Here is a 22,648-nt window from a genome sequence, read left to right as displayed (position 1 = left end):
GCCTGCCAAAACACAGGGAGGCCAACAGGATGATCGAACAGGGCGCGCTGGCATTGCGGGCGCATATGAATGCGGGCGACACCAGCGCCGAAGCGGTCATGGCCAAAACGCTTGCACGCATCGATGCGGTCAACCCAAGCGTCAACGCCATTGTATCGCTGCGCGACCCCGACAGGCTGATGGCCGAAGCCCGCGCTGCCGACGCAGCCCCCAAAACGGGCTGGCTGCACGGCATCCCGATGGCGATCAAGGACCTCGCCAATGCCGCCGGTCTGCCCACCTCCATGGGCTCGCCCCTGTTTGCAGGCCAAATCGCGGCTACCGACGACATCATGGTGGCCCGTCTTCGCGCCGCTGGTGCGATCATCATCGGCAAAACAAACACGCCGGAATTCGGCCTCGGCTCGCACAGCATCAACCCGGTCTTCGGACCCACGCGCAACCCCTACGACCCCTCGCGCAGCGCCGGTGGGTCATCGGGCGGGGCAGGGGTGGGGCTCGCCACCGCCATGCTCAGCGTCGCCGACGGCTCCGACATGATGGGCAGTCTGCGCAATCCGGCGGGCTGGAACAATGTCTACGGAATGCGGCCAAGCTGGGGGCTCGTGCCATCCGAGCCGCTTGGCGACAGCTTCCTGCATCAGCTCTCCACCAACGGCCCCATGGCCCGCACGCCTGCCGACCTCGCCGCACTGCTCGACACCATGGCCGGGTCTGACCCACGACAACCGCACGGGGTCGACGCGCCGCCAACCCTGCCGCAGATCAGCGGCGGGGCCGAGGGGATGCGCATCGGCTGGCTTGGCAATTGGGGCGGCGCGCTGACTATGGAAGACGGCATCCTCGCCCTTTGCGAAAGCGCGCTTGGCGAGATGGAAACCCTCGGCACCACGGTCGAGGCATTGGATGCCCCCTTCAGCCGCGACGCCCTCTGGCAGTCCTGGATCACCCTGCGCAGCTGGGCCGTGGCGGGCAACCTCGGTGCACTGCACACCGATCCCGGCAAACGCGACCAGCTCAAGGACACCGCCATATGGGAGGTCGAGCGCGGCCTTGCCCTGTCGGCGATGGAGGTGCACCGCGCCAGCGTCACCCGCTCCGAATGGTTCAAGACGGCGGCAACACTGTTCGAACGGTTCGACGTGTTGGCCCTGCCATCCGCGCAGATGTGGCCCTTCGACGTGACCATCGACTGGCCCCGCAGCATCAATGGAACGGACATGGACACCTATCACCGCTGGATGGAGGTGGTGGTGCCCGCCAGTCTGCTTGGTCTGCCTGCCATCTGCGTGCCTGCAGGCTTCGGCGGCCCGCACGATTTGCCCATGGGCCTGCAATTGATCGGGCGACGCGGCAGCGACGCGATGTTGCTTCGGCTGGCACAGGCATGGCACGATGCGACCAACTGGCCTTCACGCCGCCCGCCAAAACGGATGTGACGATGACCCAAGCCGCCGACCCATACCCAGCCTTGCCCGCCGGTGTCCCGCCGTTCCAGCCGCCGCAACCGAACTTCATTCGCAATGCACTTGCTGCAGGTTGGGCGGATTTTCGGGCGGCCCCGGGCTTTGGCATCCTGACCGGCCTTTCTGCGGTGATCGCAGGTTGGGCCCTTCTGGGTCTGACCATATGGGCCGGGCACACCTTCTGGCTCATCCTCGCCGTCTTTGGCTTCCCCCTCGTCGCCCCGCTCTGCGCTCTTGGCACCTACGAAGTGTCGCGCCGCATCGGACGCGGGGAAAGCGCCGGGGTGGGCGACGTGCTGGCCCGGTTGCGGCGGGAACGCGGGCGGCAACTGCCGTGGTTGTCGATGTTGATGGTCGTGGCGCTCCTGTTCTGGTTCTTTCTCGGCCACATGATCTTTGCCCTGTTTCTGGGGCTGAAGCCGATGGTGAACGTGACCAGTTCCTTTGAAGTTTTCCTGACCCCCGACGGCCTGATGATGATGGCGCTCGGCACCGTGGTGGGCGGCATCTTTGCCTTCATCTTCTTCGCCATGTGCGTGCTGGGCCTGCCGCTTCTTCTGGCGCGCGAGGTTGACTACATGACGGCGATCCTCGCCAGTTGGGGCCATGTGCAGGCGCATATGCTCCCCATGCTCACCTGGGCTGCCCTGATTGTCGTTCTGATGTTTCTGGCTATGCTGCCCGGGTTGATCGGCCTGATCATCGTCTTGCCGTGGCTTGGTCACGCCTCCTGGCACATCTACGCGCAGATGGCGGCGGGAGAGCGCTAGAGCGGCGTTTCGCGTCCCATCCGTACCAGGGTCTGCCGAAGCGCCGCAGCATCCGGATGCGCGATTTCCATGGCGAACACATGGGCCTGTGTCAGAAAAAACGCCTGTTCGGCCGGGTCTGGGGCGGTGCTGGCGGCCTCCTGATACAGTTCGACCATCGCGGCGTTGTCTCCATGCGCATGCGCAGCCAACAATCGCGCTTCGAGGTCGCTCATTCCGCCGCTTGCTTTTGCCCGCGATGCGCCATCATCCGATCGGCGACCCAGGCATGGAACAGGTGCGTGGGGCCGTCCATCGCCGGTGAAAAGCGCCCGCCGTCAAAGCCGGGCGCATGGCGCCCCCTTTGCATCCCCTCGACGACAAAGATGTCCTCCTCGAACACGCCTTTCCAAAGTTCGGTGTTACGTTCGCGCAGCGCGGGGTCCGTGTCGGGCTGCGCGTAGTACAGGTGAACGTGCTCGCGCGTGTGTCCGTGCGCCTCGGGGACCAGAATGATGGCAAAGACGTGGTCGCGGTGCACACCAAGCAGGACGTTGGGGTAGGCCGTGATGTACTCCGCCGCCGTGTCCCACTTGTCGCTCAGGCTCTGGAAGTCGGGAAAGACCTGCCCGTCGCCGCCTTGCAGCTGCCGGTAGACCAGCGTGCCCTGGCCGGAATACTGGCCCGGCGCCTCGATGTGGTAGTGGTCCTCCAGCCGGGAATAGGTGTTGAGGCCGGGATGCACCCACGGCAGGTGGTAGCTCTCGCAGTAGTTTTCGACCGCCAGTTTCCAGTTGCACGCAACGCTCAGTTCAAAGCGGCTGTCGGCTCCTCCATGAAACAGCGGCTTGTCGAACTCCGCCCACCGCGCCAGCAAATCCCGATGGGCATCCTCGAAGGAGGGAGCCTGTCCGGACAGGTTGATCCAAACCACATCCATCCAGACATGGCTGCGGACTTCCACGAGGCCGAGCAAGGCCTTGTCGATGCCGTCCACGGTGTTCTGGCCGGGCCCGCCAACATGGGGCGTCGATATGAGCCGTCCTTCGGTCGAATAACACCAGCTGTGGTAGGGACAGCGGATGGCCCCTTCGATCTTTCGCGGCTCGTCGACCAGGATCATGCCGCGATGGCGACATATGTTGTGGAAAACGCGCACCTGATCCGTCCTGTCGCGGACCAGCAAGAGTGGCATACCCAGAAACGTGATGGGAACAGCGTCACCCTGCGTCGGGACATCGGCCGCAACGGCAAGGCCGGACCAACCGGACATCAACAGGGCCTCGCGCTCTTCGTCAAAGACGCGGTTGTCCGTGTAGTGGGCATTGGGCAAACCATTGGCCAAGGTGATCGGCTGGTTCACCGCGGTGAGATCAGTGGCATCCATACGCGCGTTCCCCGTTTTCGTGTCACCTCATGTTGAGGCAGGACATCACCAAAAACGCGCGGATTTTCGACAGCACTTTGCTGTCTCCGACATAATCCTGGGGTCACCCGCGACGGCGTTGCTGCGGTTGAGCAGCAGGCAAGGGGCGCATGGCAGGGGTGAGCCGGAACGGAATGATCTCTGCGGAATCGGCCACATCGACCTGCGGCTCGGTCCGCCGGCCTGTATGTGTCAGGCTGTCGACGAGAGGCTTGCCAAACGTCTGCTGCAACCTTTTGGCCCTGTGTACCTTGCGGATGTTCTTTTCTGCGAACACATCGAACTCGACAATGTCCCCCACGTCGAAGAACACGTCCGGCAAGGTGGGGCAGTCGTCAGCCGACAAGAATGCGAGGTCGCCGTGATCCTCGCACCAGATCACCGCTTTCGCTTTTGCGGGATCGCTCCAAAGTATGACACCAATCATTGCTCTACCCAGAGTTGGACGCTTTTAATCAAACTCAATTCTGGACATTTGTGACATGGTTAAGTCAGCAACGTGCGCTTGCATTTTGTGTCCGCAACAGTATCGTACGGTTGCAATTTGGCGTCACCGTTGACGTTGAATAGCGTCATATGCGCGCTTGATAGCCGCTAAGTGGCGACAGGTTAACGATCAGAATTCAAGACACTACACGAATAAAGAGACGACAATGCCCGAAATGCGCAGATCACCGGCGGAATTGCGCAGCATGTTTGGGGAAAATCTGCGGATTCTCGCCGACGCCTATCCATCCATCTCCGAGCTGTCACGGCAACTTGGGATCAACCGGACACAGTTCAATCGCTACCTGTCCGGTGAGAGCTTTCCCCGTCCCGATGTCCTGTCGCGCATATGCGATTTCTTCGAGGTGGATGCCCGGGTGCTGCTGGAGCCGGTGCAGAACATCGCGTCCGGGGCTGACCCGCTTACGGGCCCGTTTCTCAAGGATTTCGTCGGCGTTGGCGTTGGCTCGGTCGATGAAGGAATGTTTCCGACCGGCTTTTACCGTTTCTCGCGCCGCAGTTTCCTGGAACAGGATATGTACGTGACCGGCCTGGTGCGTGTCTTTCGCGATGGGGGGGCTACGGTGGTGCGTGGCTACGAAACCCGTGCAGCGCTCAGCACGCAGGGCATGTCAGTCACACGGCAGGCACGCGAGTTCCGGGGCCTGGTGCTGCGTCAGGAAGATGGTGTCAGCGCTCTCATTTCCCGAAAGGGCGCCCATACGGCCTCGTTCAACTACCTCAGCCGCGTCACGTCGTTCGAGAACAATTTCTGGGTCGGCTATGTGACCCGCACGATCAAGGAAGCGATTGGCGACGATCGAATCGTGCGCATGGTCTACGAATACCTCGGCACCGGCTTCGGGCCTGCCAAGGAAGCAGCACGCAAGGCCGGGTATTGCACCGCCGACGAACTGGCGCCGTTCGAACGGCGCCTGCTCAAGGTGGGCGAGCCCTTCGCCTAGTCGCCGCGGGGCAGGGCGGCCACGCCCGTGCGCGCAACCTCGACCAGACCCAGTGGGCGCATCAGATCGGCAAAGGCGTCGATCTTGTCCGGCGCACCCGTGATCTCGAACACAAAGCTCTCCAGCGTGCTGTCGACCACATTGGCGCGGAAGATGTCAGCAAGGCGAAGTGCCTCGACCCGCTTGTCGCCCTGACCGGCGACCTTGAACATCGCCAGTTCGCGCTCGACCGAGGGCCCCTCGACCGTCAGGTCATGCACCTCATGTACGGATACGATCCGGCCCAACTGCGCCTTGATCTGTTCAATCACCTGCGGCGTGCCTGCGGTGACGATGGTGATGCGCGACAGGTGCCCGGTGTGGTCCACCTCGGCCACGGTCAGGCTTTCGATGTTGTAGCCACGGCCGGAAAACAGGCCGATGACCCGGGCAAGAACGCCCGGTTCGTTTTCGACCAGCACGGCGAGCGTGTGGCGTTCTTCCACGTCCGAGAAGGTGGGGCGTAGGTTATAGGCGGAGTGGCTGGTGGAGCCTTTTTTGATCTTTAGTGCGGACATTATGTTTCGACCTTGCTTTTATCTTTTCTGCACTGAATGGATGACCTTACAGTCAAAAAGTTTCGCGCGGTCAAAGGCTGCGCGACGCTCACGACCAAGTTTCGCGCGCTCGCGCGCGGCAGATGCTTGGCAGTTCAGGATTGCGCTTTCACGCGCTTCTTCAACTGTATTAAAATTGTTCGCCCAGCCCCAACCGCCAAGACCATGGATTGCGAAAGCGGCAAATCGTTGGGACCGTGTTTCGCGAATTGCCTTCCTGAAATCGCTTTGGGCGCGCTGAGGGATGGCGACTTCACCCGGTTGATTTCGAGGGACGATACGCCCCAGCAGAACGCATTCCACCTTTGCATTTACCTCGCAGATAGTTTTGGCCAGTAACTCAGCTGATTGCAGACTGAACATGTTGTCTCGCCAGCCACCTCTGACGCCATCGGGGGATACATACATCGCGCCGTAGCCATTTCTTGAACTACGAAATTTCCGAAACTCTTGCTCGCCTTTTGTGGAGAGTTCAATTTCCGAAATCTGTTGAAAAACGCCCCCTTTAATTTCGTCGAGGGCGACAGCGAAACCTGTGTTGATCAACAGAACGGCCCATGTCAGGCACAAAGTAAACGTCCGCATCACACCAACACACTTCCCTTGGCATCAATCACACCCTGCGTCTCGGCCTCGCCCAGCAGCATCTCGTTATGCGCCTTGCCGGACGGGATCATGGGGAAGCAGTTTTCGTGCTTCTCCACGAGACAGTCGAACAGCACTGGCCCATCGTGGTTGATCATCTCCATGATCGCATCATCCAGATCGTCCGGGTCCGAACATAGGATACCCTTGGCCCCAAAGGCTTCGGCCAGCTTCACGAAATCAGGCAGGCTTTCCGACCAGGAATGCGAATAGCGTTCGCCGTGCAGCAGCTCCTGCCACTGGCGCACCATACCCAAGCGTTCGTTGTTCAGGATGAACTGCTTGACCGGCAGGTTGAACTGCATGGCCGTGCCAAGCTCCTGCATATTCATCAACCAGGATGCCTCACCCGCGACGTTGATGACCAACGCCTCAGGATGGCCCATCTGCACGCCGATGGAGGCCGGGAAGCCATAGCCCATCGTGCCCAGACCGCCCGATGTCATCCAACGGTTCGGGTCTTCAAAGCCCAGATACTGCGCGGCCCACATCTGGTGCTGGCCCACTTCGGTGCAGATGTACCGGTCGTGATCCTTGGTCAGCGCCTCAAGCCGGGCCAGCGCGTGCTGCGGCTTGATGGTTTTGCCCTTCTGTTCGAACTTCAGGCAATCGACGGACTTCCATTCCTCGATCTTCGACCACCACTGCGCAACCGCCGACTGGTTGGTCTTGCGCCCCCGCGATTTCCAGACCTTCAGGATGTCTTCGAGCACGTGACCCACGTCACCCACAATCGGAATGTCCGCCTTGATCACCTTGTTGATCGAGGACGGGTCGATGTCGATATGCGCCTTCTTCGATTTCGGGCTGAAGGCGTCGATGCGCCCCGTGATCCGGTCGTCAAACCGCGCGCCGATGTTGATCATCAGATCGCAGTCATGCATCGCCATATTGGCTTCATAAAGCCCGTGCATCCCCAGCATGCCTATCCAGTGCTTGCCGCTCGCCGGATAGCACCCCAACCCCATCAGCGTCGAGGTGATGGGAAAGCCCGTGGCATCCACCAACTCTCGCAGAAGCTGGCTCGCGCCGGGGCCGGAATTGATGACGCCGCCGCCGGTATAGAAAATCGGCCGCTTGGCCGTCTCGATGGCTGCAACCAGCTCGGTGATCGCCTCCATGTCGCCCTTGACCTGTGGCTGGTAATGCGAGGTCGACGGCTTGGCGGGCTGGTAGGTACCGGTTGCGAACTGCACATCCTTCGGAATGTCGATCAGCACCGGGCCGGGACGACCGGCGGTCGCCACATGAAACGCCTCGTGAATGGTGCCCGACAGCCTGTCGGTCTCCTTCACCAGCCAGTTGTGCTTGGTGCAGGGGCGGGTGATGCCCACGGTGTCCGCCTCCTGAAAGGCGTCCGAGCCGATCATGAAGGTCGGCACCTGACCCGTCAGCACGACAATCGGGATCGAATCCATCAGCGCGTCGGTCAGCCCGGTCACCGCATTGGTCGCCCCGGGGCCCGAGGTCACAAGACACACACCCGGCTTGCCGGTGGCGCGGGCATACCCTTCGGCGGCATGCACCGCCCCCTGTTCGTGCCGCACCAGAATATGCTTGATCGAGTTCTGCTGAAAGATCTCGTCGTAAATCGGTAGCACCGCGCCACCGGGATATCCGAATACCGTGTCCACACCCTGATCGATAAGGGCTTGGACGACCATTTTCGCTCCGGTCATTTGACGTGTCATGTTCCGCGTGCTCCGATTTGCGGTTTCTCTTCGCGCATAAAAAAACCCCCGAGTTTCGGGGGCGCATGGGTGTCGGTCTGGAATTCCGTTACCGGCCCATGCGCGTGTCCACTACGATGACGACTAGCTGTGTCATAACTGACGGTCCTTCAATGCGTGGGCGGACATTATGCGTGGGTCGGGAAGGCGTCAACAGCCGAATCCCCGAAAAATCTGTCTCGCGACAAGAAAAATGCGCAATTATCTTGCGCAAACACGCGACAGCAGGAAAGGAAGCGAATTCAACGCCGCTCTGACGGCCCCAGATCAGCCGAATTGCCGGTCATCGCTGCGATATCCCGGCGCGCTGTCGTCGCAAGCATCTGGATCTCCTCGGCCAGTGTCTTGAACTCCACGGCGATTACGCCCAGCCCGCGCCCCGCATCCCCGACGCGCGCCGCCTCGACCGAGGCGTTGAGGGACACCAGCCGCACATGTTTGCCGATCTGTTCAAGACGGCTCAGGGTCTTGGTGATCGCCTGACCCGCAGCAGCCGCATGTTCGACTTCCTGATGCCGCTTGGCGTCCAGGTTGGCCCAAAGCCCGTCGCAGAACGCGGTCACCTTTTCGAAAAAGCCACCGCGCCCAACCCGCAGATGTTCCGCCAACGCATCGCGCAGCTGTTGAACGTCATCGCCCTCGGTCGCAAGAACAACGTCGTAGGTCAGGTCGCGCATTTCGACAAAGGCGGCAACGGATCGGGGGTTGTTTGCGCCATGCTGGCCGATCCAGTCACACACCCAGTCCGGGATCATCTGCATCGGATCGCTGCCCTGAACCAGAGCCGCCGCACGCTCAATCGCGTCGTATTGTTCGCGCAGGACGATGCGCCAATGCGCGCGTGTTTCCGCACTCTCTGGGCCCAGCGGGTTCACCCGAAAGATGTAACTGCCGAAAAGGGCCGAGCGGATCGCACGCGCACGGGTCGTTGCAATCAGATCAATCGCCAACCTGCGTTGCGCAAATCGTTCCGCGTCCGTTTCGACGACCAGCGGGTTTTGAGGCAGGGAATGCACCATACATTCCCCTTGCCAGCAAGGAATGTAAAAAACGTTAGTGCGGCCTGATCAAAGCGCGTTTCCGGTGCCCTGCAACACCCCATGCTCAAGCGCGTAGCGCGTCAGCCCCGCGGTCGAGGATATGCCCAGCTTCCGCTTGATGTTCTTGCGATGCGTCTCGACCGTTCGGACCGAAATATCGAGGGCGATCGCCACCTCCTTGTTCGACAGCCCCTGCGCAAGCTGCAATAGGATCGTCTGCTCGCGACCGGTCAACGCACCGGCCCCGTCCGACCGCTTCGGCGCGATGGCGCCCTCGGCGCCGGTGCACAGATACCGCTCGCCCTTCATCACGGTCTCCACAGCCTCGGCAATCTCGTCCGTGGGCACATCCTTGAGCACGTAGCCCATCGCGCCATGGCTCAGCGCGGACGAGATATATTCGGGACTGTCATGCATCGACAGGATCAGGATGCGGGTGCCGGGGCGTTTCTCCAGCACCAGCTCGGTGGCGGTCAGCCCGCCCATTTCGGGCATGTTCAGATCCATCAGGATCACATCCGGATCGAAGCGGTCCAACTGATCGATCAGCATCCGACCATTGCTCAGCGTGCCGACAACGCTGATCCCGTCCTGATCCTCCAGCACGGATTGGATGCCCTGGGCAACCATCGGATGATCATCGACGATGAGAACGCGGATTGTATCGGTCATGCGCGTGCGCGCTCCTTCTTGGTCGTCGTGGTCTCGGGCGGCAACAGATGGGTGAGGGGGACGGTCGCTTCGATCACCGTGCCACCATCAGGGCCCGCACCGGACAGAATACGCAAGGTACCGTCAAGCTGTTCCACCCGCTCCTGCATGTTGCGCAGCCCGATGCCCGAGGATCGTCGGCTCAGGCTCCGGTCCAGCCCGACGCCATTGTCGGAAATGCGAAGTGTGGCGCCGCGCTTGTGCCCGCGAATGTCCACCGACACATAGGTCGCCGCGGCATGACGCTCGATATTGGTCAGCGCCTCCTGCGCAATCCGGTACAGCGCGATCTTGGCGTCCTGATCCAGACGGTTGCGGAACACCACCGTGTTGAACTCGGTCTCCACGCCCGTCCGTTCCGCGAAATCCTCCACCAGCGCCTTGAGTGCAGGGCCCAGACCCAGATCATCCAGCGCACCGGGGCGCAGGTCCCGGCTGATCCTGCGCACCTCTGAAATGGCGGTGCCAAGGTTTTCGATACCTTGGGTCAACGGCGCCGTCGGATCACCATTGCCCTTGTCCAGACGCCGCCGCGCACTGTCCAGCGCGTAGCGCACACCCACCAGGATCTGGCTGATCCCGTCATGCAACTCGCGCGCTACGCGGCCACGCTCTTCTTCCTGCGCGTCGAACACACGCTGGGTCAGCTTCTTCAGTTTGGCATCCGCCAGACGCCGTTCGCGGATGTTCAGCGCCATGCCCGACCCGAACACCATCAGCAGCGCTGCCAGCGTGATGCCAGATATATAGTAGAAGGTGCGCTGCACCCGCGTCTCCACATCCGCGCGCGCCTCGGCCACGGATGTCAGCACATCGTCAATGAACACGCCCGTGCCAACCGCCCACCGCCACGACGGGAATGAGGTGACATAGGTGATCATCTCGGCCTCTTGCCCGTTCGACGGCTTCGGCCACAGATGGGTGAGGTATCCATCACCCTGACGCGCAATCTCGATCAAACGACCAACCACCGGCGTGCCGTCACTGTCGGTCAGGTCCATGTGGTTGCGGTTGATCATGTCGGTCTGGCGCGGGTTCACAAGGTTGGTGCCGTCGTAATCATAGACAAAGAAAAAGCCCTCATCCCCGTAAATCATCGCCGACAGGATCTGGGCCACCTGATCCTTGGCGTCCTGATCGTTCGGCGCGGCCGAACCGTAGATGAAATAGAACCCGTTGCGGGCCTGCGTGACGTAGTTGCGCAATTCGCGTTTCTTGGCCTCGATCAGCTGCGACTCGAGCGCCTGTATCTCCCGTTCGGCCAACGCACGCGACTGTATGGCCACAAGCAGCGCAATGGCCGCCACCGCCAGGATCAGCGGGACCGCCGCCACAAGGGACAGCTTCTGCGCATAGCTGAGGCGCATATGGGAAAAGGTCTGGCGCACGGTCTGATTCGATACGCGGAATATTGCTCGAATCAAAGGGGCAGGGGACGTTTTGGTCGCGCTAACAGCAAGACAGCGGCATGTCAGGGGTGCGATGCTGCGGCGAAATTGGTGAAAAATACTGACCAAAATCGGAAAATTGCCAGCTTTCTACGCAGTACTAGGTATTTTCATCGCGGACCTCATCACTAATGTGGCCGCACTCGAAACGATCCGCCTGCCCTGGGAGGGGACGGGTGTCATAATTGGGAGGAGTATCTCTATGGATCGTCGTTCTTTTCTAAAGACATCGGCACTGGGTGGTTCGGCCGCCGCAGCCACGACGCTGGCCGCACCGGCCTACGCGCAAGGCAAGCGCACGCTGACCATGGTCACCTCGTGGCCGCGCGGCTTTGCCGTTCTGGATGACGCGGCAACGTATCTTGAGCAATTCGTGGGCGCGATGTCCGATGGCCAACTGACCATCGAAAAGAAAGCCCCCGGTGAGCTTGTGGGCGCCTTCGAAGTGTTCGACGCCGTGTCGTCGGGCCAGGCGGACATGTACCACTCGGCCGACTACTACTTCATCGGTCAGCACCCGGGCTACGCCTACTTCACGGCCGTGCCCTTCGGCGGCACCGCGCAGGAAGTGACCAACTGGTACGAGCACGGCGGCGGCCAGGAGCTGCACGACGAGCTGGGCGAAATCTTCAATCTCAAGGGTCTGCTGGCCGGTAACTCCGGTTCGCAATCCGGTGGCTGGTTCCGCAACGAGATCAACTCGGCCGCAGACTTCAACGGCCTGAAGTTCCGTATGCCCGGTCTGGGCGGCAAGGTGCTCGGCAAGCTGGGCGCTTCGGTTCAAAACATCCCCGGCGGCGAACTCTACCAGGCGCTGTCCTCCGGTGCTCTCGACGGTCTGGAGTGGGTTGGCCCGATGGCCGACGAACGCGCCGGCTTCCAGGAAGTGGCGAAAGTCTACTACACCGCCGGTTTCCACGAGCCGGGCTCGGCGCTGGCCGCCAACGTCAACCTCGACGTCTGGAACGACCTGACACCGCAGCATCAGGCCATCCTGACCAACGCGGCACGTGCCACCACGCACTACCAGCTGGCCGAAACATTGGCCAACAACGGTGCGGCCCTGGCACGCCTGCAACAGCAGGGCGTCAAGACGCTGCAATTCTCGGACGACGTCTGGGATGCGTTCGGCGCCGCCTCGGCAGAGGTCATGGACGAGAACATGGGCGACGAGCTCTTCGCGAAAATCCGCGAGTCGTTCGAAGCCAGCCTCGCCAACTCGGCCAGCTGGATCAACAAATCCGACGGCTACTACGTCCAACAGCGCGTGCGCGTGCTGGGCGGCTAAGCCGACACTATTGAAATCAACCAAGGGCCCCGATGATCGGGGCCCTTGGTCCACGTGAGGAACTGAGGCGATCCGCGGGCCATGACAGGACCGCATCGCAGGGGGCACATCCATGGAAAACGAGAACGGGGCGGAAGCCGCGGGCACCTTTGCAGCGATCATAGACGGCGTTCTGTGGTTCTTTCAGAGCCTCGCGATGGCCTTCTACAACATCGCCTACGCGATCACCCACCCGGGGTCGTGGCTGGACTGGGTCACCTGGGCCAACACCGACGAAGACAAGCTGTCGCTGATGAAATTCGTCTACTACGGCGGCTCGGTCGAGTTCTTCTTCGCCATCCTCGCGGTCGTCCTGGTGGTCACAGCCATCGGGCTCTGGCGCAACGAATTCATGTGGGGCTGCGTACGGGTGATGGAGGGGATCGCCAACACCTCGGGCCGCTTCTTTGCCTGGGCCGGGCTCCTCATGGTGATCCAGCAGATCATCATCGTCTTCATGCAACGGATCTTCACCCGGCCCGACATCTCCATCGGCTTCGGCATCCCGCTGCAATTCGACATCTCGTGGTTCGCGGAAGAGCTCAAGCTCTACAACGCGCTCGTCGTGTGCATGTGTGTCACCTACACCTTTGTGCAGGGCGGACACGTCCGGGTCGACCTCGTCTACTCGGCGGTCAAACACCGCACCAAGCGGATCATCGACATGTGCGGCTGCATCCTGTTCATGGCGCCCTCGGCGACACTGATCTGGATGTACGGCTGGTACTTCCTGTGGCGGCACCTCGTCACCCCGAAACCGGCGGCAAGCTGGGACCTCGAACGGGCCGAACGGTCCGCCCGCGCAGTCCGCTGGAATGTTGAGACCATCGGGTTCAGCCCCAACGGCTTCAACGGCTACTTCCTGTTCAAGATCCTGCTGGTGGCCTTTGCCGGTCTCGTCTTCCTGCACGCCATCGCGTTCTTCTACCGCTCCTACCTCGAATGGAAGGAAGGCGAGGAAAGCGCAGGCAAATACCTCGACCGCGACACGCTGGGCGAGGGCGAGGAAGCCTACGAGGGGACGCACTGATGATTGCCGCTCACACACCCAAATTGCGCCACACGCGCACACAAGAACAAAAGTAAGGGCTGACCCATGTTGTTTGGACTTGATGGCGTAGAGATCGGCCTGATCATCGTCTTTATCTGCCTCTTCGGCGGCATTCTTTCCGGCTTTCCGGTGGCCTTCGCCATCGCGGGGGCAGGGGTCATCTCCTTCGGGATCATCGCGGCCCTCGACAGTGCAGGGCTGCTGATCCACCAGGCGATTGACGAAAGCACGCAAGCCTATCGCGACCTGGTCAATTCGGGGGTCAAACCCGACACGATCAGTGTCTTCCGATACCCGGAGCTGCCGCGGATCGGCGAGCCGGTCTTCCCCAGCGGCTGGGAAGTGGCGCTGGACCGCAACGTGTCCTTTGTCGTCAACCGGATGAACGAACGGGTCCTTGCGGGCCAGTCCATCGAAACACTTCTGGCGGTGCTGATGTTCGTCCTGATGGGCATCACGCTGGAGCGGTCCAAGATCGCAAACGACCTGTTGACCACCATGGCGCGCGTCTTTGGCCCGCTGCCTGGCGGTCTGGCGGTGTCGATTGTGGTTGTGGGCGCGTTCCTTGCGGCGTCGACAGGTATCGTGGGCGCGACCGTGGTGACCATGGGTCTGCTCGCGCTGCCCACCATGCTGCGCAACAACTACTCGCCAGAGATTGCAACGGGCGTCATCGCGGCCTCCGGCACGCTGGGGCAGATCATTCCGCCCTCCATCGTGATTGTTCTCTTGGGCACGCTGGCCGGTGACCTTTATTCGGCGGCACAGGAAAACCGCGCACAAGTGGCGGGCTGTACCGACGCGCTGACCTATCTGGGTGAGCCTGCGGTGGTATCTGTCGGCACGCTGTTCCAGGCAGCGCTGCTGCCGGGGATCATGCTGGCACTGCTTTATGCGCTCTACGCCTTCGGCTACGCGCTTCTGAACCCTGAGAAAGCACCGGCGGTCGAAATGGGCGCCACCAATGCCGAACCGATCACGCGCAACGAAGCCTTCACATGGTTCCTGGGCGCACCTGTCCTGATCATCGTGGGCACCATCCTTCTGGGCAACCTGAACATCGTGGGCAGCCAGTCCACGGTCGTGTCCAACTTCTCCGACATCGGTCAGGCGGCGAGCCTGCGCACCAATGTCGGCGAAGAGTGCAAGGCGTCGATGATCGAACTGCACGGGCAAGAGGCGTGGGACGACGCCGTCGCCCAACAGGAAGAGATCGACGCCGCCGGTGGCATTCAGCAATCCCAGCGTTTGACCGAGGAAGAAGTGGCCGCAGCCGTCGACGCCAAGGTCGCGAACGCGGCGCCCATCGGCACCGGCACGGCCATCCTGCTCGTGATGCTCGGCCTGATCCTGACCACGGCCAAGGGCATCGCGCCCAGCCGCGAAAACCAGCCGCTGCTTATTGGCGGTATCGGGGTCGTGCTGGCGCTGCTTGCGGACATCATCCTGCTCGGGCCGCTCAACAGCGCGGGCTACTATGTCTTCGTCATGGCGATCCCCTTTGCGCTGATCATGTATGGCGTGGTCGAGGGCGTGAAACGCTGTGCCAAGAACGAACTGGTGCGCGTGGTCTTCCCGCCGCTGGTCCTGATCGTGGCCGTGTTGGGCTCGATCCTGGGCGGCATCACCAACCCGACGCCTGCTGCGGCGCTTGGGGCGGGTGGGGCGATCATGCTCGCGGCCTATCGCAAGCTGACCGACATGGACCGCAGCCCCAAGGTGATCATCTGGTCCACGCTGGCCATCGTGGTCTGTATCCTGGTGGGCGTGAACTTTGACCTGCGGATCAACCAGGCCGGTGTGTCGGCGCAAAGCTGGTTTGCCTTCTTCGTCGCCTACGCCGCCTATCTCTACGCACTGTTCGGTCTGCTGTTCTCGTGCTGGATCCTCTATACATCCGGCGTTCTGAGCCCGGTGGTGCGCGAGACGGCCAAGGTCACGTCGATGGTCTTTACCATCCTGATCGGTTCGCAGCTTTTGAACCTGGTGGTGATCTCCTTCGGGGGTGAGCATTACATCCAGCAGTTCCTCAAGAGCTTCGACAACGAGTTCACGGTCTTCCTGATCGTGATGCTGGTGCTGTTCGTGCTGGGCTTCGTTCTCGACTTCCTCGAGATCATCTACATCGTGATCCCGATCGTCGGACCGGTGATCTATGGCGGCACGTTCGATCCGAAATGGGTGACGATCATGATCGCGGTGAACCTGCAGACGTCCTTCCTGACGCCGCCCTTCGGATTTGCGCTCTTCTATCTCAGGGGGGTCGCGCCGAAGGAGGTGACGACGGGCCACATCTATCGCGGGATCATCCCCTTCGTGCTGATCCAGGTGGCGGGGCTCGCGCTCTTGTGGACCTTCCCGAGCATCGTGACCTTCATCCCGGATCTGATCCCGAACTGATCCAAAGGAAAGGGCGGCCCAAGGGCCGCCCTTGCTTCATTATGAGGGGGCTTTGCCCCCGCCGCCCATGGCGGCTCCCCCAGGATTTTTTCGAAACAGGGAATTCGCAAGCTTCCCGGAAACGCTCCGGGGGAGCGTTTCGCTTGCGAATGGGCGGAGCCCCCGGAGCCACAGGCGCAGCGGTAGACATTGCAATCCCTAACAAACGGTAAACCCGCCCCTGCAAGCCTTTGATTTTGCATGTACGCGCCGCTGTCCCAGCATGGGACGCCCTTCTCAAGGCTTATGGGTCGGCCGCGTGTCCGGAAGGGAAATATTTGCCACCTGTTCCGCAATCGGATCGGTCGACAAGGGGTGCGTATCGGGGCTGAAATTCTCAGGATCCCGCATCTTCTGCCAGCGCCCGCCGAGGTAAACCTCAAGGCCCGAAAACTTGGACTTGTACCCCATCTTCTGACTGCCCGGCACCCAATAGCCAAGGTAGACATAGGGCAGGTTGGCTTCCTGCGCGATTTTCACGTGATCGAGGATCATGTAGGTGCCCAGCGAGTGCCGCTGCATGTCGGGCGCATAAAAGCTGTATACCATGCTCAGCCCGTCACTCAGAACGTCCGTCAGGCTGACCCCGATCAGGTCGCCCGATGTCTTGTCCAGATACTCAATCACCCGGCTGCGGATCGGGGTCTCCTCGATCATCGCGGCGAATTCAAAGACATCCATATCCGCCATCCCGCCATCGGCGTGGCGGCTGTCGAGATATTCCCGGAACAGGGCGTATTGATCCTCTGTCGCCCAGGGCGAGGTCGCGCGGCGCTCCAGATTCGCGTTCCGTTTGCTTGTTCTTTTCTGGCTCTTGGACGGCTTGAAGGCCGACACATCAATCCGCGCCGACAGGCAGGCCGAGCAATCCGCGCAGGAGGGGCGGTAGAGCACGTTCTGCGAGCGGCGGAAGCCCTGTTGGCTCAGACTGTCATTCAGTTTCTCGGCGTTTTCACCCTGCAGCGCCGTAAACAACTTCCGCTCCATCCGCCCGTCGAGATACGGGCAGGGCTGTGGCGCAGTCACGTAAAACTGCGGGGCAAGGGGAAGCGTGTGGCGCATCTGTATCCAATGAGTGTCGGGCAGATGATACCAGCGCCAATTGTGCTGACAAGTGTGTAACGTGACCTCAGGCGCGGGCGCGGCGATTCAGGGCCGCGCTGCCCATCACGATGTCGGTCAAACCCTGGCCACGGTTCGATGTCGCCATCAGAACGATGGAGATCAGCTGCAAGGGTGCTACCGCCCAGCTCACCGTGTAGCCCAAAGTGTGCAGAAAGGCCTGCCCCAGATCGAAACGGGCGCCGGCGGCATCGCGCAGCTCGATCGCCATCAGGCGCATGCCCCATGTCGCAGACCCTGTCGCCAGCGTGATGGTGCGGTACATGAAGCTGACGACCGCGTAGAGCCCCATGAAGACAAACAGCGCCAGAAAGGCGGTGAACGGAACGATCAGCAAGCTGAACAGGGCGATGATGATCGTGTCGATGATCCACGCCATGAGCCGCTTGCTTGCGACATCGCGGTAGAACTGCGGCTGCGTGATCGGATCGGCGAGGTGCATGGGAGGCTCCGTGCGGGCATGGATTTGGCCCCGGACTGTTTCCGGGGCCGACGTACAGAGGTTTGCTTATTCCTCGGACTTGGCTGCCTTGGCACGCTCGTCCATGAACTGGTCGAACTCTGCCTTGTCCTTGGCTTCGCGCAGTCGCTCGAGGAAAGCCTCAAAGTTGTGCTGTTCCTCTTCCAACCGGCGCAGCGTGTCGGCCTTGTAGGCGTCGAACGCCGAGTTGCCGGTCGAGCGCATCGTGGTCATTGCACCGCCCATGCGGCGCGGGGTGCAGGATTTCGAGAACATGCGTTTGCTCCAGATCATGTAGGCCAGCAGGGCGAGGCCGACGGGCCAGAAAAAGATGAAACCGAGGACCACGGCCGCGATCCAGGCACCCTTGCCGCGTTCGTCAAGCCAGCGTTCGGTCTTGGAAAACCAGCCGCCAGCGCTGTGTTGGGCGGGGGCAGTGGTGGACATGGACGTCATTTTCAAACCTTTCACAAAGGCGGGGTCGGCGCCCCGGTGATGTGTGTGACTGTATGTGAAGCCGTTTCACATCAAATAAGATTGGAGTTGTTGCGCCACGTTGCAAGGGCTGATGTGAATGTTTTTTACATGAGGTGATTTTAGGTTGTGAAATCAGATGCTTGCGCACAGGAAAGTCTACGCAAGTCATCGGGCTGCGACCGAAAAACGTGATGTGGTGTGCCTGCCGCTGCCCAAACCATGCCAAATTGAGTCAATCTGGGGTCGAAAAAAGCACGGATCGGATTGATGTGTCCAATCGGTGCGACGCCGCCAATGGCGAACCCGGTTTGCGCGCGGATCAGGGCTGCGTCTGCCTTTCCAAGATCCTCGCCCGCAACCGCTGTTGCCTTGCTTGCGTCGACAGTGTTGCCGCCTGCTGTGATGAAAAGGATGGCCGCGCCGCTGTGTTCACCGCGGAAAATGATCGACTTGGCGATCTGGTCAATGTCGCAGCCGATGGCGGATGCCGCATCCGCCGCCGTGCGGGCGAGGGGCGTTTCCATGATTTCGGTATCAATCCCAGCGGCATCCAGGGCTGCGCGTACACGTTTCAGGCTTTTGCTCATGCAGGGAACCTGTCCCGCAGCGAATGCGGACGCAAGAGGCATTGACGCGCCCGTGGGAGCCTTTGATGGTACCGACCATGCGCTTGGCCGACCACATAACGCGAATGCCGCGTCCCTTCGACAGAGACAGAGGGGCTTCGGTTGTTGCCGCCCTTCCCACGCTGGATGGCGAGTTGCGAGATCTGATCGCCGGCGTAGCCGGGTGCAGCCCATATCTGGCGGGTTTGATCGAAAAGGACGCGGCATGGCTGCCCGATGCGTTGACCGATCTGGACGGCGCACTTTCGGATGCGCTGCGACCGCCACCGCCAGATCTGGCCACGCTCAAACCTGCATTGCGACATGCCAAACGACGTGTGGCTCTTTTGGCAGGTTTGGCGGACCTTGCCGGCGCCTGGTCTCTCGAAACTGTAACACATGCCCTTACGAAACTGGCTGATATGGCGTGCAATGTTGCGCTGGAGGCTGCTTTGTCCGAGCAGGTGCGGCGTGGCAAGCTGCCGGATACGGATGTGGGCCTGTTCGTGCTTGCCATGGGCAAGATGGGCGCCTTTGAATTGAACTACTCGTCTGACATCGATCTGATTTGCCTGTTCGACGAGACGCGCCACGACCCATCGGACTATGCAGCGGTGCGCAAAGCGTGTGTGCGCGCGGTTCAGGATATGTGCAAGATCCTGAGTGATCTGACTCCGGACGGTTACGTCTTTCGCACCGACCTGCGGCTCAGACCGGATCCGTCCGTGAACCCGGTTGTGCTGTCTTCGGGCGCGGCAGAACGCTACTACGAGAGTGTTGGGAGGACCTGGGAGCGCGCTGCATACATCAAGGCACGCCCTTGTGCGGGCGACATTGCTGCAGGCGACGCGTTTCTGAGGGAGCTGCGCCCGTTTGTCTGGCGACGTCATCTCGACTTTGCCGCCGTGCAGGACGCCCATGACATGCGCCTTGCCATCCGGGCGCACAAGGGGACTGGCGGGCCGATCACCTTGCCCGGCCACGACATGAAGCTCGGGCGCGGGGGCATCCGGGAAATCGAGTTCTTCACCCAGACCCGGCAGTTGATCGCGGGTGGGCGCGATGCGGAGCTGCGTGTCCGCGATACCGTCACTGGCCTTCAACGCCTCGCCAGCAAGGGCTGGGTCGAGGCAGGCACCCGCGACATGTTGATCGACCACTACCGTTTTGCACGCACGGTCGAGCATCGCGTGCAGATGCAGCGCGACGCGCAAACCCACAAGCTGCCGGGCAGCGATGAGGGGTTTGAGCGGCTGGCTGCGATGATGGGAGCCGAGCGCGCGGCCCTTGAAACCGAATTGCGAGAGCGCCTGTCTGCGGTCCATGCGGAGACAGAGGGCTTCTTTGCGCCTGAGGCACCGGTATCAGCCCAGGCCGTCGCGATTGATGCGGCCATGCAATCACGGTGGCGCAACTATCCCGCCTTGCGCAGTGCGCGCGGTGCGGCCTTGTTCGACCGGATTGAACCGATGCTGCTGGAACGGTTGGGAGCGGCGACAAAACCGCAAGAGGCGCTGGCCGCTTTTGATGGGTTTCTGGCTGGTCTGCCTGCAGGTGTGCAGCTTTTTTCATTGTTCGAGGCAAACCCGCAGCTTGTCGATCTTCTGGTGGACATTGTCGGTACGTCACCTGCGCTGGCGCACTACCTGTCGCGCAACGCCTCTGTTCTGGACGCGGTCATAGGTGGCAGCTTTTTCGCTGCCTGGCCGGGGCAGGCGGCTCTGACCGACATGGCCATTGCGCGCCTGTCCAACGAACCGGACTACGAGGCGAAGCTGGACGCCATCCGTGCCTGGGCCAAGGAATGGCATTTCCGGGTGGGCGTGCATCACTTGCGCCAACTGACGTCGGCAACCGAAGCGGGCAAGCAGTATAGCGACCTGGCGCGCGCCAGCATTGCCGCGCTCTGGCCGGAAGTGCAGGCGCAGTTTGCCAAGCGCCATGGCCCCCCGCCGGGGCGCGGTGGCGTGATCCTGGGTATGGGCAGTCTCGGGGCCGGGCATCTGACGCCGCAATCCGATCTGGACCTGATTGTCGTTTATGACCCGCTGGATGCAGAGCAATCCGACGGGCCGCGCCCGCTTCTCACCCGCAGCTACTATGCGCGGCTCACGCAAGCCATGATCACGGCGATCACCACGCAGACGGCGCAGGGGCGTCTCTACGAGGCAGATATGCGTCTGCGCCCTTCCGGCAACCAGGGACCGGTCGCGACGAGCTGGCCCTCATTCCAGCGCTACCAGCGCGAAGATGCCTGGCTTTGGGAACATCTTGCTCTGGTGCGCGCGACTGTGGTGGCGGGGCCTGAAGTTGTGGCCCGCGACATCGAGCAGTTTCGGCAGGATATCATCCGTCAGCCTCGGGACACCGCCCATGTCATGGCGGAGTTGGCCGAGATGCGCGGCCGGATTGCAGCGGCGAAACAGCCGGCGTCCATCTGGGATGCCAAGATCGGGCCGGGCCGTTTGCAGGATATCGAATTGATAGCGCAAGCCGGTGCCGTGCTGACAGGCGAGACACGCTCGGGCGTGAGTGAGGGGCTGCAGGCCTGTGTCGCCGCTGGTGTGTTGAGCGACGCTGACGCGCAACATCTCTTGGACACTCACGCGCTATTATGGGCCATGCAGATTGCGTCCCGTCTGCTCAGCACCGAAGCGGTCGATCTCGACAATCTGGGGCTGGGAGGGCAAGGCGTTCTGCTACGTGCCGTAGGCTGTGACAGGCGAGAGGCGGCTGAAGACAGACTCACACGCGCCACAGAGGGTGCAGCGCAAATCATTGCTGCGGCGGTGTCCGGGACGGAAGCGGATTGATGCAAAAGGGTGACGAACTTGACCCCAAGGGCCTGATTTTCGAGGCATACCGCATTGAGGGTATCACCGGCCCCGAGTGCCGGACGATCTTTCTGGACTGGGCGCTGAGCGTGCCGGGCACACATGTCCCTGCCGAACGGATCGCCGCGCTTTTGCAGCGCTATGAAGCCGAACACCCGCTTCATCCGATGACCCAAACGCTCAGGGACGGCCTTGAACGGATTGGTCAACCGCGCCGCCGAGGCGGCTGGCGCAGCCGTCCAAGGGACGCCTAGGACTGTCGCCCGCCGCAAAACAATCTCTTATTTGAACGGAATTTGTCCAAATTCTGCCCAAGTTCAGTTTCAAACAGAGCTCCAGAAAAAAGACAGGGCGCAATGTAGGCGTCCGGACTGGAGACTGGAAATGAAACGGATCAAACTGGTTGTGCTGTTGATGATGGGGGGCCTTGTATCGGCCTGTGCAAACACCAACGTGGCGTCTCGCAACGTCCCGTTTGAAGCGCCCGTACTGCCGGCAATGTCGTTTGCTGCAGTTGAAGCGACACCGCTGCTGGCCCCGCTGACCGACGTTCGCGTTGAAGGTGTCACCATCCGTGTGCCACGCAGTCTGACCGTGTCGGAAGCGAACCGCTACATTCCGCGCGGCGACATTGTCTGGCGCGAAGATCCGATCGGCGATCGCCATGCCCAGGTTGCAGCCATTTTTGACACCGCGATGCGCCGGGGAACCGATCCACTTGACGGCGCCGTGCCGGTCGCTCTGGATATCAAGGTGACACGCTTCCACGCGCTGACCGAGAAAGCGCGCTACACCACGGGTGGTGTGCACAATATCAACTTCGAACTGACACTGCGCCACCCGGAAACCGGCGCTCTGCTGACGGAGCCGCGCAAGGTGCGCGCTGATCTCGACGGCTTTGGTGGCCAACAAGCGCTGCAAGCCGAAGCACGCGGCCTGACGCAAAAGGTGCGGATCACCAATCACTTGGCCGAGGTCATCCGTCAGGAACTGACAACGGTCGAGGGCTATACCAACGCCAAGCTCGGATTAATCCAGGCGATGAACCAACTCTGACCTTTCCCACGCACA

Annotated in this window: 22 protein-coding genes; 9 read left to right on the top strand and 13 right to left on the bottom strand. The window is 61.5% G+C overall.

Annotated features, from left to right (window positions below):
* Positions 1 to 29 precede the first annotated feature (29 nt).
* Positions 30 to 1,439 (top strand): amidase, encoded by a 1,410-nt coding sequence (locus KUV51_RS07590; protein ID WP_222520938.1) that lies wholly within the window; start codon positions 30 to 32, stop codon positions 1,437 to 1,439.
* Positions 1,388 to 2,236: a DUF2189 domain-containing protein gene (locus KUV51_RS07585; RefSeq protein WP_261385682.1), complete on the top strand. Its 849-nt coding sequence runs from the start codon at positions 1,388 to 1,390 to the stop codon at positions 2,234 to 2,236. The genes KUV51_RS07590 and KUV51_RS07585 overlap by 52 nt, the downstream gene beginning before the upstream one ends.
* Here KUV51_RS07585 and KUV51_RS07580 read toward each other — a convergent pair.
* The 3 genes from KUV51_RS07580 to KUV51_RS07570 all read right to left on the bottom strand — a co-directional run bounded on the left by KUV51_RS07580 (position 2,233) and on the right by KUV51_RS07570 (position 4,068).
* On the bottom strand, positions 2,233 to 2,451 hold the full coding sequence (locus KUV51_RS07580; RefSeq protein ID WP_222520937.1) for a hypothetical protein: 219 nt from the start codon (positions 2,449 to 2,451) through the stop codon (positions 2,233 to 2,235). The two genes, KUV51_RS07585 and KUV51_RS07580, sit on opposite strands and share 4 nt — an antisense overlap.
* Positions 2,448 to 3,602 (bottom strand): aromatic ring-hydroxylating oxygenase subunit alpha, encoded by a 1,155-nt coding sequence (locus KUV51_RS07575; RefSeq protein WP_222520936.1) that lies wholly within the window; start codon positions 3,600 to 3,602, stop codon positions 2,448 to 2,450. Before KUV51_RS07575 ends, KUV51_RS07580 begins: the two co-directional genes overlap by 4 nt.
* Before the next feature lie 103 nt (positions 3,603 to 3,705).
* A complete protein-coding gene (locus tag KUV51_RS07570; protein WP_222520935.1) occupies positions 3,706 to 4,068 on the bottom strand; it encodes a hypothetical protein in 363 nt (120 codons plus the stop codon).
* A 265-nt stretch (positions 4,069 to 4,333) separates the two neighbouring features.
* On the opposite strand from KUV51_RS07570, the gene KUV51_RS07565 reads away from it, so the two are divergent.
* Positions 4,334 to 5,092 (top strand): helix-turn-helix domain-containing protein, encoded by a 759-nt coding sequence (locus KUV51_RS07565; protein ID WP_222520934.1) that lies wholly within the window; start codon positions 4,334 to 4,336, stop codon positions 5,090 to 5,092.
* Here KUV51_RS07565 and ilvN read toward each other — a convergent pair.
* The 6 genes from ilvN to KUV51_RS07535 form a co-directional block, all read right to left on the bottom strand.
* Positions 5,089 to 5,649: an acetolactate synthase small subunit gene (gene ilvN / locus KUV51_RS07560; RefSeq protein ID WP_222520933.1), complete on the bottom strand. Its 561-nt coding sequence runs from the start codon at positions 5,647 to 5,649 to the stop codon at positions 5,089 to 5,091. The two genes, KUV51_RS07565 and ilvN, sit on opposite strands and share 4 nt — an antisense overlap.
* Before the next feature lie 18 nt (positions 5,650 to 5,667).
* On the bottom strand, positions 5,668 to 6,234 hold the full coding sequence (locus KUV51_RS07555; protein ID WP_222520932.1) for a hypothetical protein: 567 nt from the start codon (positions 6,232 to 6,234) through the stop codon (positions 5,668 to 5,670).
* A gap of 38 nt (positions 6,235 to 6,272) precedes the next feature.
* Positions 6,273 to 8,024, bottom strand: a complete 1,752-nt coding sequence (locus KUV51_RS07550; protein WP_222520931.1) for an acetolactate synthase 3 large subunit — start codon at positions 8,022 to 8,024, stop codon at positions 6,273 to 6,275.
* A gap of 281 nt (positions 8,025 to 8,305) precedes the next feature.
* The gene (locus KUV51_RS07545) at positions 8,306 to 9,082 is read right to left on the bottom strand and encodes a methyl-accepting chemotaxis protein (RefSeq protein WP_222520930.1); all 777 of its coding nucleotides are present in this window, start codon (positions 9,080 to 9,082) and stop codon (positions 8,306 to 8,308) included.
* A 48-nt stretch (positions 9,083 to 9,130) separates the two neighbouring features.
* The gene (locus tag KUV51_RS07540) at positions 9,131 to 9,775 is read right to left on the bottom strand and encodes a response regulator transcription factor (RefSeq protein ID WP_222520929.1); all 645 of its coding nucleotides are present in this window, start codon (positions 9,773 to 9,775) and stop codon (positions 9,131 to 9,133) included.
* Positions 9,772 to 11,181, bottom strand: coding sequence for a cache domain-containing protein (locus KUV51_RS07535; RefSeq protein ID WP_222521287.1), 1,410 nt, complete (start codon positions 11,179 to 11,181; stop codon positions 9,772 to 9,774). The genes KUV51_RS07540 and KUV51_RS07535 overlap by 4 nt, the downstream gene beginning before the upstream one ends.
* A gap of 283 nt (positions 11,182 to 11,464) precedes the next feature.
* Here KUV51_RS07535 and KUV51_RS07530 point away from each other — a divergent pair, with 283 nt between their 5' ends.
* The 3 genes from KUV51_RS07530 (at position 11,465) to KUV51_RS07520 (ending at position 16,040) form a co-directional block, all read left to right on the top strand.
* The gene (locus tag KUV51_RS07530; protein ID WP_222520928.1) at positions 11,465 to 12,550 is read left to right on the top strand and encodes a TRAP transporter substrate-binding protein; all 1,086 of its coding nucleotides are present in this window, start codon (positions 11,465 to 11,467) and stop codon (positions 12,548 to 12,550) included.
* Between the two features lie 112 nt (positions 12,551 to 12,662).
* Positions 12,663 to 13,619, top strand: coding sequence for a TRAP transporter small permease subunit (locus KUV51_RS07525; protein ID WP_222520927.1), 957 nt, complete (start codon positions 12,663 to 12,665; stop codon positions 13,617 to 13,619).
* A 66-nt stretch (positions 13,620 to 13,685) separates the two neighbouring features.
* Positions 13,686 to 16,040, top strand: coding sequence for a TRAP transporter large permease subunit (locus tag KUV51_RS07520; RefSeq protein ID WP_222520926.1), 2,355 nt, complete (start codon positions 13,686 to 13,688; stop codon positions 16,038 to 16,040).
* Between the two features lie 276 nt (positions 16,041 to 16,316).
* On the opposite strand, the gene KUV51_RS07515 is transcribed toward KUV51_RS07520, so the two are convergent.
* From KUV51_RS07515 to KUV51_RS07500, 4 genes are all read right to left on the bottom strand, one after another.
* Entirely contained in the window at positions 16,317 to 17,141 is an 825-nt protein-coding gene (locus KUV51_RS07515; RefSeq protein ID WP_222520925.1) for an arginyltransferase, read from the bottom strand.
* 67 nt (positions 17,142 to 17,208) lie between these two features.
* Positions 17,209 to 17,643, bottom strand: coding sequence for an RDD family protein (locus KUV51_RS07510; RefSeq protein WP_222520924.1), 435 nt, complete (start codon positions 17,641 to 17,643; stop codon positions 17,209 to 17,211).
* Between the two features lie 66 nt (positions 17,644 to 17,709).
* On the bottom strand, positions 17,710 to 18,117 hold the full coding sequence (locus KUV51_RS07505) for a DUF2852 domain-containing protein (RefSeq protein WP_222520923.1): 408 nt from the start codon (positions 18,115 to 18,117) through the stop codon (positions 17,710 to 17,712).
* Between the two features lie 140 nt (positions 18,118 to 18,257).
* Positions 18,258 to 18,725, bottom strand: coding sequence for a YbaK/EbsC family protein (locus tag KUV51_RS07500; RefSeq protein ID WP_222520922.1), 468 nt, complete (start codon positions 18,723 to 18,725; stop codon positions 18,258 to 18,260).
* A 65-nt stretch (positions 18,726 to 18,790) separates the two neighbouring features.
* Between KUV51_RS07500 and KUV51_RS07495 the strand changes: the two genes are divergently transcribed.
* The 3 genes from KUV51_RS07495 (at position 18,791) to KUV51_RS07485 (ending at position 22,633) form a co-directional block, all read left to right on the top strand.
* Positions 18,791 to 21,556, top strand: a complete 2,766-nt coding sequence (locus KUV51_RS07495; RefSeq protein WP_261385681.1) for a glutamine-synthetase adenylyltransferase — start codon at positions 18,791 to 18,793, stop codon at positions 21,554 to 21,556.
* Positions 21,556 to 21,831 (top strand): hypothetical protein, encoded by a 276-nt coding sequence (locus KUV51_RS07490; RefSeq protein ID WP_222520921.1) that lies wholly within the window; start codon positions 21,556 to 21,558, stop codon positions 21,829 to 21,831. The genes KUV51_RS07495 and KUV51_RS07490 overlap by 1 nt, the downstream gene beginning before the upstream one ends.
* 130 nt (positions 21,832 to 21,961) lie before the next feature.
* Positions 21,962 to 22,633 (top strand): DUF6778 family protein, encoded by a 672-nt coding sequence (locus KUV51_RS07485; protein ID WP_222520920.1) that lies wholly within the window; start codon positions 21,962 to 21,964, stop codon positions 22,631 to 22,633.
* Positions 22,634 to 22,648: the final 15 nt, after the last annotated feature.

This window comes from Tateyamaria omphalii (assembly GCF_019802125.1).
GTDB classification, from domain to species: Bacteria; Pseudomonadota; Alphaproteobacteria; order Rhodobacterales; family Rhodobacteraceae; genus Tateyamaria; species Tateyamaria omphalii_B.
Note: the sequence above shows the minus strand (reverse complement) of the source record. Positions and strands in the feature narration are given on the sequence as shown.

Bases quoted from the DNA above. Each gene is read 5' to 3' on its own strand.
- KUV51_RS07520 (WP_222520926.1), top strand. From the start codon at position 13,686: ATGTTGTTTGGACTTGATGGCGTAGAGATCGGCCTGATCATCGTCTTT.
- KUV51_RS07515 (WP_222520925.1), bottom strand. From the start codon at position 17,141: ATGCGCCACACGCTTCCCCTTGCCCCGCAGTTTTACGTGACTGCGCCA.
- KUV51_RS07550 (WP_222520931.1), bottom strand. From the start codon at position 8,024: ATGACACGTCAAATGACCGGAGCGAAAATGGTCGTCCAAGCCCTTATC.
- KUV51_RS07580 (WP_222520937.1), bottom strand. From the start codon at position 2,451: ATGAGCGACCTCGAAGCGCGATTGTTGGCTGCGCATGCGCATGGAGAC.
- KUV51_RS07590 (WP_222520938.1), top strand. From the start codon at position 30: ATGATCGAACAGGGCGCGCTGGCATTGCGGGCGCATATGAATGCGGGC.
- KUV51_RS07570 (WP_222520935.1), bottom strand. From the start codon at position 4,068: ATGATTGGTGTCATACTTTGGAGCGATCCCGCAAAAGCGAAAGCGGTG.
- KUV51_RS07535 (WP_222521287.1), bottom strand. From the start codon at position 11,181: ATGCGCCTCAGCTATGCGCAGAAGCTGTCCCTTGTGGCGGCGGTCCCG.
- ilvN (WP_222520933.1), bottom strand. From the start codon at position 5,649: ATGTCCGCACTAAAGATCAAAAAAGGCTCCACCAGCCACTCCGCCTAT.
- KUV51_RS07485 (WP_222520920.1), top strand. From the start codon at position 21,962: ATGAAACGGATCAAACTGGTTGTGCTGTTGATGATGGGGGGCCTTGTA.
- KUV51_RS07510 (WP_222520924.1), bottom strand. From the start codon at position 17,643: ATGCACCTCGCCGATCCGATCACGCAGCCGCAGTTCTACCGCGATGTC.
- KUV51_RS07530 (WP_222520928.1), top strand. From the start codon at position 11,465: ATGGATCGTCGTTCTTTTCTAAAGACATCGGCACTGGGTGGTTCGGCC.
- KUV51_RS07490 (WP_222520921.1), top strand. From the start codon at position 21,556: ATGCAAAAGGGTGACGAACTTGACCCCAAGGGCCTGATTTTCGAGGCA.
- KUV51_RS07585 (WP_261385682.1), top strand. From the start codon at position 1,388: ATGGCACGATGCGACCAACTGGCCTTCACGCCGCCCGCCAAAACGGAT.
- KUV51_RS07505 (WP_222520923.1), bottom strand. From the start codon at position 18,117: ATGACGTCCATGTCCACCACTGCCCCCGCCCAACACAGCGCTGGCGGC.
- KUV51_RS07495 (WP_261385681.1), top strand. From the start codon at position 18,791: ATGGTACCGACCATGCGCTTGGCCGACCACATAACGCGAATGCCGCGT.
- KUV51_RS07565 (WP_222520934.1), top strand. From the start codon at position 4,334: ATGTTTGGGGAAAATCTGCGGATTCTCGCCGACGCCTATCCATCCATC.
- KUV51_RS07540 (WP_222520929.1), bottom strand. From the start codon at position 9,775: ATGACCGATACAATCCGCGTTCTCATCGTCGATGATCATCCGATGGTT.
- KUV51_RS07500 (WP_222520922.1), bottom strand. From the start codon at position 18,725: ATGAGCAAAAGCCTGAAACGTGTACGCGCAGCCCTGGATGCCGCTGGG.
- KUV51_RS07525 (WP_222520927.1), top strand. From the start codon at position 12,663: ATGGAAAACGAGAACGGGGCGGAAGCCGCGGGCACCTTTGCAGCGATC.
- KUV51_RS07575 (WP_222520936.1), bottom strand. From the start codon at position 3,602: ATGGATGCCACTGATCTCACCGCGGTGAACCAGCCGATCACCTTGGCC.
- KUV51_RS07545 (WP_222520930.1), bottom strand. From the start codon at position 9,082: ATGGTGCATTCCCTGCCTCAAAACCCGCTGGTCGTCGAAACGGACGCG.